General features: G+C 71.4%; 9 protein-coding genes. 7 read left to right on the forward strand and 2 right to left on the reverse strand.

The annotated features are described in order from the left end of the window. The 6 genes from SRB5_RS20730 to SRB5_RS20755 form a co-directional block, all read left to right on the forward strand. A partial coding sequence (locus SRB5_RS20730) for a vitamin B12 dependent-methionine synthase activation domain-containing protein (RefSeq protein WP_323378209.1) occupies positions 1-743 on the forward strand: 743 nt, incomplete at its 5' end. 130 nt (positions 744-873) lie between these two features. Beyond that, on the forward strand, positions 874-1,575 hold the full coding sequence (locus SRB5_RS20735) for an HAD family hydrolase (protein ID WP_153454210.1): 702 nt from the start codon (positions 874-876) through the stop codon (positions 1,573-1,575). 212 nt (positions 1,576-1,787) lie between these two features. Beyond that, the gene (locus SRB5_RS20740; RefSeq protein WP_153454212.1) at positions 1,788-3,407 is read left to right on the forward strand and encodes an ABC transporter substrate-binding protein; all 1,620 of its coding nucleotides are present in this window, start codon (positions 1,788-1,790) and stop codon (positions 3,405-3,407) included. A gap of 40 nt (positions 3,408-3,447) precedes the next feature. Beyond that, positions 3,448-5,052, forward strand: coding sequence for an ABC transporter substrate-binding protein (locus SRB5_RS20745; RefSeq protein WP_323378211.1), 1,605 nt, complete (start codon positions 3,448-3,450; stop codon positions 5,050-5,052). Between the two features lie 104 nt (positions 5,053-5,156). Next, positions 5,157-6,524 carry an NAD(P)/FAD-dependent oxidoreductase gene (locus SRB5_RS20750; protein WP_153454214.1) on the forward strand — a complete coding sequence of 456 codons (1,368 nt, stop codon included), beginning with the start codon at positions 5,157-5,159 and terminating at the stop codon, positions 6,522-6,524. A gap of 111 nt (positions 6,525-6,635) precedes the next feature. Next, entirely contained in the window at positions 6,636-7,709 is a 1,074-nt protein-coding gene (locus SRB5_RS20755) for a ferritin-like domain-containing protein (protein ID WP_323378212.1), read from the forward strand. Positions 7,710-7,783: 74 nt separating this feature from the next. Here SRB5_RS20755 and SRB5_RS20760 read toward each other — a convergent pair whose 3' ends face one another. Beyond that, entirely contained in the window at positions 7,784-8,623 is an 840-nt protein-coding gene (locus SRB5_RS20760; protein WP_323378213.1) for a helix-turn-helix transcriptional regulator, read from the reverse strand. A gap of 163 nt (positions 8,624-8,786) precedes the next feature. Next, positions 8,787-10,220: an aldehyde dehydrogenase family protein gene (locus SRB5_RS20765; RefSeq protein ID WP_194292976.1), complete on the reverse strand. Its 1,434-nt coding sequence runs from the start codon at positions 10,218-10,220 to the stop codon at positions 8,787-8,789. Positions 10,221-10,387: 167 nt separating this feature from the next. On the opposite strand from SRB5_RS20765, the gene SRB5_RS20770 reads away from it, so the two are divergent. After that, on the forward strand, positions 10,388-12,637 hold the full coding sequence (locus tag SRB5_RS20770; RefSeq protein ID WP_323378214.1) for an ATP-binding protein: 2,250 nt from the start codon (positions 10,388-10,390) through the stop codon (positions 12,635-12,637). The last annotated feature ends 45 nt before the right edge of the window (positions 12,638-12,682 follow it).

The following is a 12,682-nucleotide window of genomic DNA, read 5'->3' on the forward strand; positions in this document are numbered from 1 at the left end:
AGGACTACGCCTCCTGGCTGGACGAGGGCGCGCTGTTCAAGGGCCAGTGGGGGCTGAAGCAGGCCCGCACCGGCACCGGCCCCTCCTACGAGGAACTCGCCGAGACCGAGGGCCGCCCCCGCCTGCGTGGCCTCCTCGACAAGCTCCAGACCGACGGCCTGCTGGAGGCGGCCGTGGTCTACGGCTACTTCCCGTGCGTGTCCAAGGGCGACGACCTGATCCTGCTGCACGACGACGGGAGTGAACGCACCCGCTTCACCTTCCCCCGCCAGCGCCGCGGCCGGCGCCTGTGCCTGGCCGACTTCTTCCGCCCCCAGGAATCCGGCGAGAGGGACGTGGTGGGTCTGCAGGTCGTCACCGTCGGCTCGAGGATCGGTGAGGCGACCGCGGAGCTGTTCGCCTCGGACTCCTACCGCGACTACCTCGAGCTGCACGGCCTGTCCGTCCAGCTCGCCGAGGCCCTCGCCGAGTACTGGCACGCCCGCGTCCGTGCCGAACTCGGCTACGCCGGCGAAGACCCCACCGCCATGTCGGACATGTTCGCGCTCAAGTACCGGGGCGCGCGTTTCTCGCTGGGGTACGGGGCCTGCCCCGACCTCGAGGACCGCGCCAAGATCGCCGACCTCCTCGAGCCCGAGCGGATCGGTGTGAAGCTGTCCGAGGAGTTCCAGCTCCACCCGGAACAGTCCACCGACGCCATCGTCCTCCACCACCCCGAAGCAAAATACTTCAACGCCCGATAATTCCCGTTTTGCCGGGGCTGCGCGCGAGCAGAACGCAGGTTTGAGCGACCCGACGTACACTGGTCGGTCCGGAACAGGCCGGTCGCCTCACGGCGGCCGGCCTTCGCGCCCCTCTGCAGGAGGTGAGTGGATGACAAGCAGCCTCCCAGCCCTCGGCACCCGAACGGCCGAAGGCGCAACGCTGCAGGCCGTGCTGCTCGACATGGACGGCACCCTCGTCGACACCGAGGACTTCTGGTGGCAGGCCGAGGTGTCGGTCTTCGCCGAGCTCGGCCATGCCCTGGCCGAGGAAGACCGCGCGGTGGTCGTCGGGGGGCCGATGATCCGCAGCGCCACGCATCTGATCAACGCCACCGGCGCGGAGATCACCCTCTCCGAGCTGACGCCGCTGCTCAACGACCGGTTCGAGGAGCTCATCGACGGGAACGTCCCGCTGATGCCCGGCGCCCACCGGCTGCTGGCCGAGCTCGCCGCGCACAACGTGCCCACCGCGCTGGTGTCCGCCTCCCACCGCCGCATCATCGACCGGATGCTGCGCTCGCTGGGCCGCGAGTACTTCGCGCTCACCGTCGCCGGCGACGAGATCCCGCGGACCAAGCCCTACCCCGACCCGTATCTGGCGGCGGCCGCCGGACTGGGCGCGGACCCCGTCCGGTGCGCCGTGGTCGAGGACACGATGACCGGCGTCACGGCCGCCGAGGCCGCCGGCTGCCAGGTGGTCGTGGTGCCCTCGGTGGTGCCGATCGAGCCCGCCGCCGGCCGTACCGTGGTCGGCTCGCTGGAGGACGTGGACCTGGCCTTCCTGCGCTCCGTCGTGAGCCGCCCCCGGTAGCGCCCGCGGGTGACCTTGGTCACCTCCCGACCCCCTCGGCGCGCCCTGTCCGGCCCGGTGACAGGGTCTGTCTGTCCGGGTTGCCGCCCTTGCGGGTACGTTGTCCGCGGCACCGTATATCGGTGCGCGGTCGCCTGTATTCGGGGAGTGAGAGGCCCCAACTTCCGGGGAACACCGCCCTGCTGAGCCGTCCGGATAGGGTCGGCGGAGTGATGACGGAGCCGAGGAAGACCCCCGCGGCGCTGGTGCTGCCGGCGCTGCTCGCGCTGATTGTGCCCCTGGCCGCCGCGTGCACCGAGACGGGCGGGTCCGGCGACGGTGAGACCGTCGTCATCGGCACCACGGACACCCTCGCCGCCGGTAACGGGACCCTCGCGCCGCTCGACCCGGCGTCCGCGTACGACATCAACAGCTGGAACGTCCTCACGAACACCATGCAGGGCCTCCTGCGGCTGCCGCGCACCGGCGGCGAGCCCGAGCCGGACGCCGCCCGCGAATGCCGCTTCGTCGACAAACGCAGCAGTCAGTTCCGCTGCTGGCTGCGCCCGGGCCTGGAGTTCTCCAACGGTCACGAGCTCACCGCGCAGGACGTCAAGTACTCCGTCGACCGGGTGCTCCGGATCAACGCCCCGCAGGGCCCCGTCGGGCTCCTCGCCAACATCGACACCGTCGAGACCCCCAGCTCTCAGGAAGTCGTCTTCCATCTGAAGTCGCCCGACGCCACCTTCCCGCTGAAGCTGGCCACACCCGCCGCCGCGATCGTCGACTCCGCCGAGTACCCGAAGGCGAAGCTGCGGGAGGGCTTCGAGGTCGGGGGCTCCGGTCCGTACACCGTCGAGGTCGAGCGGCGCGGCTCCGAGGCGGCGAAGCTCGTCTTCACCCGCAACGAGGGCTACGAGGGCAGCGTCGAGCACCGCAACGACAAGGTCGAGCTGCGGGTCTTCCAGGACGCCGGGGCGATGGAGAAGGCCCTCGACGACGGCGACATCCAGGTGATCAACCGGACTCTGGAGCCCGCGCAGCTCGCGGCGCTGCGCGACGGGGCCGACCCCGACCTGCAGTTCGTCGAGACGCCGAGCACGGGCATCCGCTACCTCGTGTTCAACATGAACCTGCCGGTGTCCGAGGAACTCGGGGTGCGCCGGGCCGTCGCCCAGCTCGTCGACCGCAAGAAGCTGGTACGCAACGTCTACCGGGGCGCCGGCTCCCCGCTCTACTCGATGATCCCCCGGGGCGTGCTCGGCCACAGCACCGCCTTCTTCGACGCCTACGGCACGCCGAGCGTCCCCAAGGCCGCGGCGTTCCTGGCGGACGCCGGGGTGAAGACGCCGGTGCCGCTCACCCTGGACTACACCACCGACCACTACGGCGCGGCGACCGAGCGCGAGTTCCAGGAGCTCAAGGCGCAGCTCGAGGCCTCGGGTCTGTTCGACGTCACGCTCCGGGGCACCGAGTGGGCGACGTTCGCCCGCGGGCTGCGCAGCGACCGGTACGCGGTGTCCGGTCTCGGCCGCTTTCCCGACTTCCCGGACGCCGAGGCCTACGTGGCCCCGTTCGTCGGCCCCGGCAACCAGAACGCCACCGGCAACCACTACCGCAACACCGCGATCGAGGAGCGGCTCGGCGCCGGCCGGCAGCAGTCCGAACGGGACCGGGTCACCTCGTCCTTCGACCGGATCCAGGACATCCTCGCCCAGGACGTCCCCGTCCTGCCCCTGTGGCAGGGCACGGACGTCATCGTCGCCGCGCCCACGGTCAGCGGTGCCGAGTGGGCGCTCAACTCCTCCTCCGTCCTGCAGATGTGGCAGCTCCGGCGCGGGCCCCACGAGTAGCACCAGCACGAACAGCACTATCAGCAAGGGACCACAGCAAGTGAAGAATCGATTCCTCAGACTGACCGCCGTGCCCCTCGGCGCGGGGGTCACCGCCGCGCTGCTGACGGGCTGCGGAACGCAGTCCGGGCAGAACTCCGGCAGCGGTGACAGCGTTGTCATGGGGATGAGTGACGCCGTCACCTCCCTCGACCCGGCCTCGGGCTACGACGTCGGCTCCTGGCTGGTGTTCAACAACGTCTTCCAGTCCCTCATCGCCTTCCCCCGGGGCGGCACCGTGCCGCAGCCGGAGGCGGCCGAGAGCTGCGGGTTCAAGGACACCCGGAGCAAGCTGTACGTCTGCACCCTCAAGGAGGGGCTGAAGTTCAGCAACGGCCACGAGCTCACCACCGCCGACGTCAAGTACTCCTTCGAGCGCACCGCGCGGATCAACGACGCCAACGGGCCCGCCTTCTTCTTCGACGCCATCGACAAGATCGAGACGTCCGACGACCGCACGATCACGTTCAGGCTCAAGTACTCCGACGCGACCTTCCCGCTGAAGATCGCCTCCGGCGCCGGCTCGATCGTCGACCACACCGAGTACCCGGCCGACAAGCTCCGCGAGGGTGACTCGGCCGTCGGCTCCGGCCCGTACAAGCTGGACAGTTACAAGGAAGGCAAGGAAGCCGTCTTCACGCCCAACCCCGGCTACCGGGGCGCCGCGAAGCTGAAGAACTCCGGTATGACGCTGAAGCTCTACGGCAACGACACCGGCAAGCTGAAGAAGGCCCTCGAGGCCGGCGACATCGACCTGGCCTACCGCGGTCTGGCCGTGAAGGACATCGCCGAGCTGGAGAAGTCGTACCTCGACTCCGACAACCCGATCCAGGTCGTCGAGGGCACCAGCGCCGAGATCCAGCACCTGGTGTTCAACCTGAACGACCCCGTCGCCGGCAAGCTCGCCGTGCGCCGCGCCATGGCGTACGTGATCGACCGCTCCGCGCTGGTCCGCGACGTGTACAAGCGCACCGCCGAGCCGCTCTACTCGATCATCCCGGCCGGCATCGTGGGCCACAACACGGCCTTCTACGACACCTACGGCGAGAGCCCCGACCCGGCCAGGGCCGCCCAGGAGCTCAAGGACGGCGGGATCGCCACGCCCGTACCCCTCAAGCTGTACGTCACCCCGGAGCGCTACGGCCCCGGCACCCTGCCGGGCTTCCGGCTGATCGCCGACCAGCTCAACAAGAGCGGGCTCTTCGACGCCGAGGTCGTCGACGTCAAGAAGGCCGACGAGTACCAGAAGGGCATGGAGGACGGCCGCTACGGCGTCTACGTGAAGGGCTGGGTGCCCGACTACCCGGACCCCGACAACTTCACCCTGCCGTTCTTCGGCAAGGGCAACGTGCTCTCGAACAACTACCCGGCGGGCAAGATCACGGACGATCTGCTCCCGCGGACCGCCGCCGAGGCCGACCGCGGCGGCACTGTGCAGGAGTTCGAGGAGGTCCAGGACATCGTCGCGCAGGAGCTGCCCGTACTGCCGCTCTGGCAGGGCAAGCAGTACGCGGTCGCCAAGGAGAACATCCTGGGCCTCGAGGGCGTCCTCGACGCCTCGACGGTGTTCCGCTTCTGGGAGATCGAGAAGGGCGCCGGCGAGTAGCGGGCGCGCCCCCGCCGGCAGCTCACGCATCTCGTTGCCGCGCCCTGTCACACCGCCCGGTCCCATCCGGTCTTGGTGGTGTCGGGACAGAAGCAGAGGTGCGTATGCGTGAGATTGTGATTGTCGGCGGGGGCTACGCGGGGTTCTACGCCGCGTGGGGGATCGAGAAGAAACTGCGTCGGGGTGAGGCGCGGGTCACGGTGATCGACCCGCGCCCGTACATGACGTACCAGCCGTTCCTTCCCGAGGTCGTCGCGGGGTCGGTCGAGGCCCGGCACGCCGCCGTGTCGCAGCGCCGGCACCTGCGCCACACCCGGCTGATCGCGGGCAGCGTGAGCCGGATCCGGCACGCGGACCACACGCTGACCGTCCGCCCGGCGAAGGGCGACGAGTACCAGCTGTCGTACGACACGCTGGTGGTCACCGCCGGTGCCGTGACCCGGAAGTTCCCCATCCCGGGGCTCGCGGACCAGGCCATCGGCCTCAAGCACGTCGAAGAGGCGGTGGCCATCCGCGACCGGCTGATGACCGCCTTCGACCGGGCCGCGTGCCTGCCGCCGGGGCCGGAGCGCCGGCGGCTGCTGACCGTGACGTTCGTGGGCGGCGGGTTCGCCGGGGTCGAGGGCTTCGGGGAGCTGCTGTCGCTGGCCACGGCGATGCTGAAGTCGTATCCGGAGCTGAGCTTGGACGACCTGTTCTTCCACATGGTCGAGGCCCGGGGGCGGATCCTGCCCGAGGTCAGCGACAAGCAGGGGGAGTGGGTCGTGGACTCCCTGCGCCGGCGGGGCGGGCACGTCCATCTGAACACCCAGCTGGTCTCCGCCGAGAACGGGCGCGTGAAGCTCTCCACGGGGGAGGAGTTCGACTGCGGGCTGATCGTCTGGACCGCGGGCAACGCCTCCAACCCGGTCGTGCACAACCACACCGACCTCCCGCTCGACGCCCGCGGCCTCATCATGGTCCGGCCCGACCTGCGGGTGGGCACCGACAGCGATCCGCTGCCCGGCGTCTGGGCGGCCGGCGACGACGCGGCGGTGCCGGATCTGGCGGTGCCCGGCTCGTACACCGTGCCCAACGCCCAGCACGCCGTGCGCCAGGGGCGGCTGCTGGCGAAGAACATCGTCGCCGATCTGCGCGGGGGGCGGGTGCGGGAGTACAAGCACGCCAGCCTGGGCGTGATCGCGACGCTGGGGCTGGGGCACGGGATCTTCGAGTACAAGCGGATCGTGGTCAGGGGCTTCCTCGCCTGGCTCATGCACCGCGGGTACCACCTGCTGTCCGTGCCCTCCTGGGAGCGCAAGGCCCGCGTGCTGTCCGTCTGGCTCACGGCCGCCGTGTTCGGCCGGGACCTGGTGTCCCTGGCCTCCGTCCAGCATCCGCGGGACGCCTTCGTCAAGGGCGGCGAGGTGGGCACCACCGTACGGGCCGAGCTCCCCGACGGGGCGCGGGCGACGAGCCGTACCGCCGCCTGAGAACACCCGGTCCGGGCGCCGCGGGTGCGCCCGGACCACCGATCATCCGTCAGGCCGACCGCCGCGCCGGTCTCCGGCGTACCCGGCGACAACCGAAGTGGAAGAACAACCGTGAATCAGCAGCAGCAGTCCGTGGCCACCGCCGAGGCGCCGGCACCGACCGGGATCACCACGATCGAGAGCCTCCGCGAACATCTGCAGTGGGCGCTGGAACTCGAACACGCCACCCTGCCGCCGTACATGGTCGCCCTGTACACGCTCGACAAGGAGCGGAACAAGGAGGCCGGCGAGGCGATCAGCAGCGTCTTCGTCGAGGAAATGATCCATCTGGCGCTGGTGGCGAACGTCCTCAACGCCGTCGGCGGCCGCCCGGTCCTGGACACCCCGGGCATGCTGCCCACCCACCCCCGCCCGCTGCCGCACGGCGACCGCTCGCTGCGGCTGTCGCTCCTGCCGATGGGGCCCGAGGCGCTCGAGATGTTCCTCCGCCTCGAGCAGCCGGCCGCGCCCGGCGCGCCCGCGGAGGGCGACGGCTACGAGACGATCGGCCAGTTCTACGACGCGATCGAGGACGGCCTGCGCCGGCTCTGCGACGAGCTCGGCGAGGAGGCCGTCTTCACCGGCGACCCGGCCCGCCAGGTCACCGGCGGCCCGTTCCGCCACACGGGCGGCGAGCTGGGCCGCGTCACCGGCCTGAGCTCGGCGCTCGCGGCCCTGGAGGAGATCGTCGAGCAGGGCGAGGGCACCTCGCGCGGCGAGGTCTGGGACGGCGACCCGGACATCTTCCACCCCGAGCGCGACGAGGTCTCCCACTACTACCGGTTCCTGGAGCTCAAGCTCGGCCGGCGGTACCGGCGGGGCGACACCCCGCAGTCCGGCCCCACCGGCGAGGAGATCAAGCGCGACCTGGCGGCCGTCCGCCCGATGCGCCCCAACCAGAAGGTGGCGGACCTGCCGGAGGACAGCGACATCCGTGCCGCCCAGGAGGTCTTCAACCAGATGTACTGCGGTCTGCTCCACGACCTGGAGCAGACGTTCAACGGATACCCGGCCAAGCTCGGCCCGGCCACCCGCACCATGTACGGGCTGGAGTCGCTGGCGCGCGAACTGCTGTCCATGGAGTACGAGGACGGCACGGTCGCCGGCCCCACCTTCGAGTACGTGGCGCCGGAGCTCCGCGGCTGACGGTGCCGCGGCCGTACGTGAGCGGCGGTACGGCGGGTGATCCCCGCCGTACCGCCGCTCACGCGGATGAAGACTCAGACCGACATGGACGGGTCCAGGACGGACAGGAGCTGGAGGCTGGTGTGGCTCTCGGTGCCCGGAACGGCCGTGTAGACCAGCAGCCGCTGCGACTGGTCCGGGTCGACCAGCGTCTGGCAGTGCAGCTCCAGCTCCCCCACCCGCGGATGCCGGAAGTGCTTGACGGCACAGAACGGCCCGAGGACCGGCCGCTCCCGCCAGAGCGCGTCGAACTCCGCGCTCTCGGTGCGCAGCGCGTCGACGAGCTCGCCGGTACGGGAGTCACCGGCGTACCGGGCATGGGCGCCGTGCAGGTCCGCCACCATCAGCCGGCTCTGCTCGGCGTGATCGCTCTCGGGATGGATCAGCCGGGAGCCGGGATCGGTGAACCAGCGGTAGTGCGCGCTGCGTTCCAGCCCCGTGTACGCCGTCTCGTCGCCCAGCAGCGCCACCGCGTGGCGGGTCTGCTTCAGCGTCTCGCCCAGATGGTTCATCACCTGTGCCGGGGTGTCCTCCAGCCGGTCCAGTACGCGCATCATCCCCGGGTTGATGTGGTCGCCGCGCCGCACCCGGCGGGGCACCGCGTGCCCCGCCAACTGGAACAGATGGTCCCGCTCCTCCAGCGACAGATGCAGCCCGCGGGCGATGGAGGCGAGCATCTGCTCCGAGGGACGGGGGCCGTGCGGCTGCTCCAGCCGGCTGTAGTAGTCGGGGGACATGTCGCTCAGTACGGCGACCTCCTCGCGGCGCAGCCCGCCGGTGCGCCGGCGGCGCCCGCGGGTCAGCCCGACGTCCTCGGGCTGCAGGGCCGCGCGCCGGGCGCGGAGAAAGGCCGCCAGTGCTGCTCGGTCCGCCACGGCTTTCCTTCCTTTCGGCCGATGGCCCGCACGGCGTGAGCCGACGGGAACCACAGTGATGTCAGCGATACGACCCGGCCATGGATTCCCGCCGGAAGTGTGCTGTTCGGTACATTCCGCACCGGGGTGGCCGTGGTGCGGCCACCCCGGGCGCGTCGGGGAGTCAGTGGGTGATCGCCTTGGTCTCGAGGAACTCCTCGATCCCGGCGCGCCCCATCTCCCGCCCGTTGCCGGACTGCTTGTAACCGCCGAACGGGGCCTGGAAGTTGTGCGGTCCGCCGTTGACGTCGACCTGACCGACCCGCAGCCGCTTCGCGATCGCCATCGCGTGCTCCTCCTCGCCGGTGACGGCGGCGTTGAGCCCGTAGATCGTGCTGTTGGCGATCCGGACGGCGTCGTCGTCGTCGGTGTAGGGGATCACGGTCAGCACGGGGCCGAAGATCTCCTCCTGGGCGATCACGGACGACGGGTCGACGTCGGAGAAGATCGTCGGCCGGACGTACGCGCCGGTCTCCAGACCCTCGGGCCGGCCGGGACCGCCGACCACCAGCGTGGCGCCGTCCTCGACGCCGCGCCGGATGTAGCCGTCCACCCGCTGCCGCTGGGTCTCCGAGGCGAGCGGACCGATCCGGGTGGCCTCGTCGGCGGGGTCGCCGACGGAGTACTCCGCGGCCGCGGCCCGCAACTTCTCGACCACCGTCTCCTGGAGGCCGGCCGGTACGAGCATCCGGACGTACGCGCCGCACGCCTGGCCGCCGTTGGACCACGCGAAGGCCAGCCCGCGGCTCACGGCGAAGTCGAGGTCGGCGTCCGGCAGCACGATGTGCGCCGCCTTGCCGCCCAGCTCGAGCGCGACCCGCTTGACCGTGTCGGACGCGGCGACGGAGACGCTCTTGCCGGCGCGGGTGGACCCGGTGAAGGAGATCATGTCGATCCGCGGGTGCCGGGAGATGGCCTCGCCGACCACCGGACCGGTGCCCTGCACGACGTTCAGCACGCCGTCCGGCAGCCCGGCCGCGGAGGCGATCTCCGCGAACATCAGGGCGCTCAGCGGGGACATCTCCGAGGGCTTGAGGACGATGGTGTTACCGCCGAGCAGCGCGGGGACGACCTTGGTCACCAGCTGCTGGAGGGGGAAGTTCCACGGGGTGATGGCGCCCACGACGCCGATCGCCTCGTGGACGACGAGCGAGTTCCCGATCGTCTCCTCCCACTCGAACTCCTCGGCCGCGGCGACCGCGGCGAGGGTCGAGGCCACCGGGAAGCCGGCCTGCGCCTGCCGGGCGAAGGAGATCGGGGCGCCCATCTCCAGGGTGATGGTCTCCGCGAGCGACTCGTTGTGCTTCTGCATGCCCTCGGCGAGGCGCCGTATGACGGCGATGCGGTCGGCCGGCGAGGTCGCCGACCAGCCGGGGAAGGCGGCGACGGCGGCGTCCACCGCCTTGTCCACGTCCTCGGCGGTGCCGCCGGGCACGGAGGCGACGACGGACTCGTCGGCCGGGTTGATCACGTCGATCACCGGGCCGGAGCCGGGGACCGCGCGGCCGTTGATCCAGTGGGACGGGGTGGGGAAGGGGAGCTTGTCCTGTTCGTTCATGTTCCCCAGGGAACACCCGGTCGTGAACGGCATCCATGTCTTGTGAGACCCATGATCCAGGTCACTTCCCGGTGTTGTCCGACGGGACCGGACCACCATATTGTTTAGGATTCAAATGAGTTGCCCGCCGTCCGGGTACGGCACGGGCGACGTCGGAGAGGAACCACGTGACCGGTGACGAGGCGGCGTTCGGCGCCCTGGTGCGCACGCTGCGCCTGGCGGCCGGGCTGACCATCGAGGGGCTGGCGGAGGCCTCCGGCGTGAGCGTGCGGGGAATCGGCGACCTGGAGCGCGGGCTGCGGACGACGCCCCAGCGGCGTACGGTCGCGGCCCTGGCGGACGGTCTGGGCCTGGCCGAGGCGGAGCGGGAGCAGTTGCTCGCCGCGGCACGGGCCGGACGGGACCGGGCGTACGCTCCGGCGGGGGCGCACTCCTTCCCGCGCGGGATCGACGACTTCACCGGCCGGGGGCCCGAGGTCGCCCGGCTCACCGGCTGGGCGCGCGAGACGGCCCGTACCGGACCCGCGGTCATGGTGATCTCGGGGCCGCCCGGCGCCGGCAAGACGACCCTCGCACTGCAGACGGCGCGGGAGGTCGCCGACGCGTTCCCGGACGGGCAGCTGGTCGTCGACCTGCGCGGGACGGACGACGCCCCGCCCGAGCCGGCCGAGCTCGTGCTCGAGATCCTGCGGGCCCTGCAGGCCGCGGACCGGGACCTGGTCCGGGCCGGGCCGCAGGGGCAGCCCGAGCTCTACCGGAAGCTGCTGGCCGACCGGCGGTTCCTGCTGGTCCTGGACAACGCACGCGACGAGGCCCAGGTCCGCCCGCTGCTGCCGGGCGCCGGTCCGGGCATGGTGCTGGTCACCAGCCGGCGCATGCTCACCGGCCTGGACGCCGTACGCCGGCTGCCGCTGGGCGAGCTCGCCCCCGCCGAGTCCACCGCCTTCCTCACCGGCCTGATCGGCGCCGACCGCGCCGGGGCCGACCCGGCGGCCGTCGCCGAGGTCGCCGACCGCTGCGGGCATCTGCCGCTGGCCCTGCGCGTGGCCGGCAACTGGCTGGCTACGCGCACCGGCTGGCCCGTGCGCCGGCTCGCCGACCGCCTCGCCGACGAGGACCGGCGACTGGACGCGCTGGCCGCGGGGGACATCCGCGTCTCGGCGGCCTTCGAGCTGTCGTACCAGCAGCTCACCCCCGCCGCCGCCCGCATCTTCCGCCGCCTCGCCCTCGTGCCCGGCTCCGACTTCTCCCCGGCCGTCGCCGCGAAGCTGGCCGGCCAGGACCTCTTCGACGCCGAGGACGCGCTGGAGGAGCTGTTCGAGGCGGGGCTGCTGGGCACCAACGGCGGCCGCTACCGGCTGCACGACCTGCTGTGGCTGTACGCCCGTACGCGGCTGGTGGCCGAGGAGAGCACGACGGAGAGGGAGGCGGCCCGCCGGGAGCTGTACGACTGGCTGCTGGAGACGGCGGTCGTGGCCGGACGGTGGTTCGAACCGGACTACGGCGCCCCGCCGCCCGACTGGGCGGGCATCGTTGACCTGTCCAGCGCCGACCGGGCCCACGACTGGCTGCAGGCCGAGGGACTCAACTGGCTCGCCGCCCTGCGCGCCGCCGCTGCCGCGGGCGATCACGCCACGGTGGTCGAGGTGGCCGAAGCGTTGCACTGGTTCTCCGACAACTGGGTCTTCTGGGGCCACTGGCACGAGGTCTACGCTGCCGGCGCCCGCAGCGCCCGGGCCCTGGGTGATCCGCTGACGGAGGCCACTCAGCTCAACTACCACGCCTGGGCCCTTTTCACCTGCGAGGGACGGCCCCACGACAGCATCGAGTGTGCGACGCAGGCCCTCGCGGCGGCCCGTCGCGCCGACAGCCTCAGCCAGCAGGCCTGGGCCCATCAGTACCTGGCCTCCGCGTACCTCTCGCTCGATGACTTCGACGGATCCATGGAAAGTGACCGGCGAGCGGCAGATCTGTTCGAGGCGGCAGGTGATCATCATGGAGCGGCACAGTCCCTGCTGGGTCTCTGCAATACGCTGAACCGCGCCGGTCGCCCCACCGAAGCCCTGGCGTCGATCGCCGCGGCATTCGTCTTCCTCGACGAGACCGGTGACCGGTTCGAGCCGCATATCGCCCGCTACACCCGGACCGCACTGCACACCATCGCCGGTGACTCCCACGCCCGTCTGGGCGACTGGGACGCGGCCGTCGACCAGCTGCGAACCGGTCTCGAGGCATGCGACGGGAAACCGTCACGCATAGGCCGCCTGCTCAGCGAGCTGGGCCACGTCCTGCTGTCCGCGGGCCGTCCCGGGGAGGCCCGGGAAGCCTTCGCCTCCCTTGCCGCCCTGGGCCCGGCCGGAGACCCGGCGCGGGTTTCCGACGCGCGCGAACAACTGGCCCGCCTCGACGGGGTCTGACTCGCCTGTCACAACTCCGGGGTGCTGCCCTGTCATTGCTGACGA

It is taken from the genome of Streptomyces smaragdinus, from assembly GCF_009604385.1.
Taxonomy (GTDB): Bacteria; Actinomycetota; Actinomycetes; order Streptomycetales; family Streptomycetaceae; genus Streptomyces; species Streptomyces smaragdinus.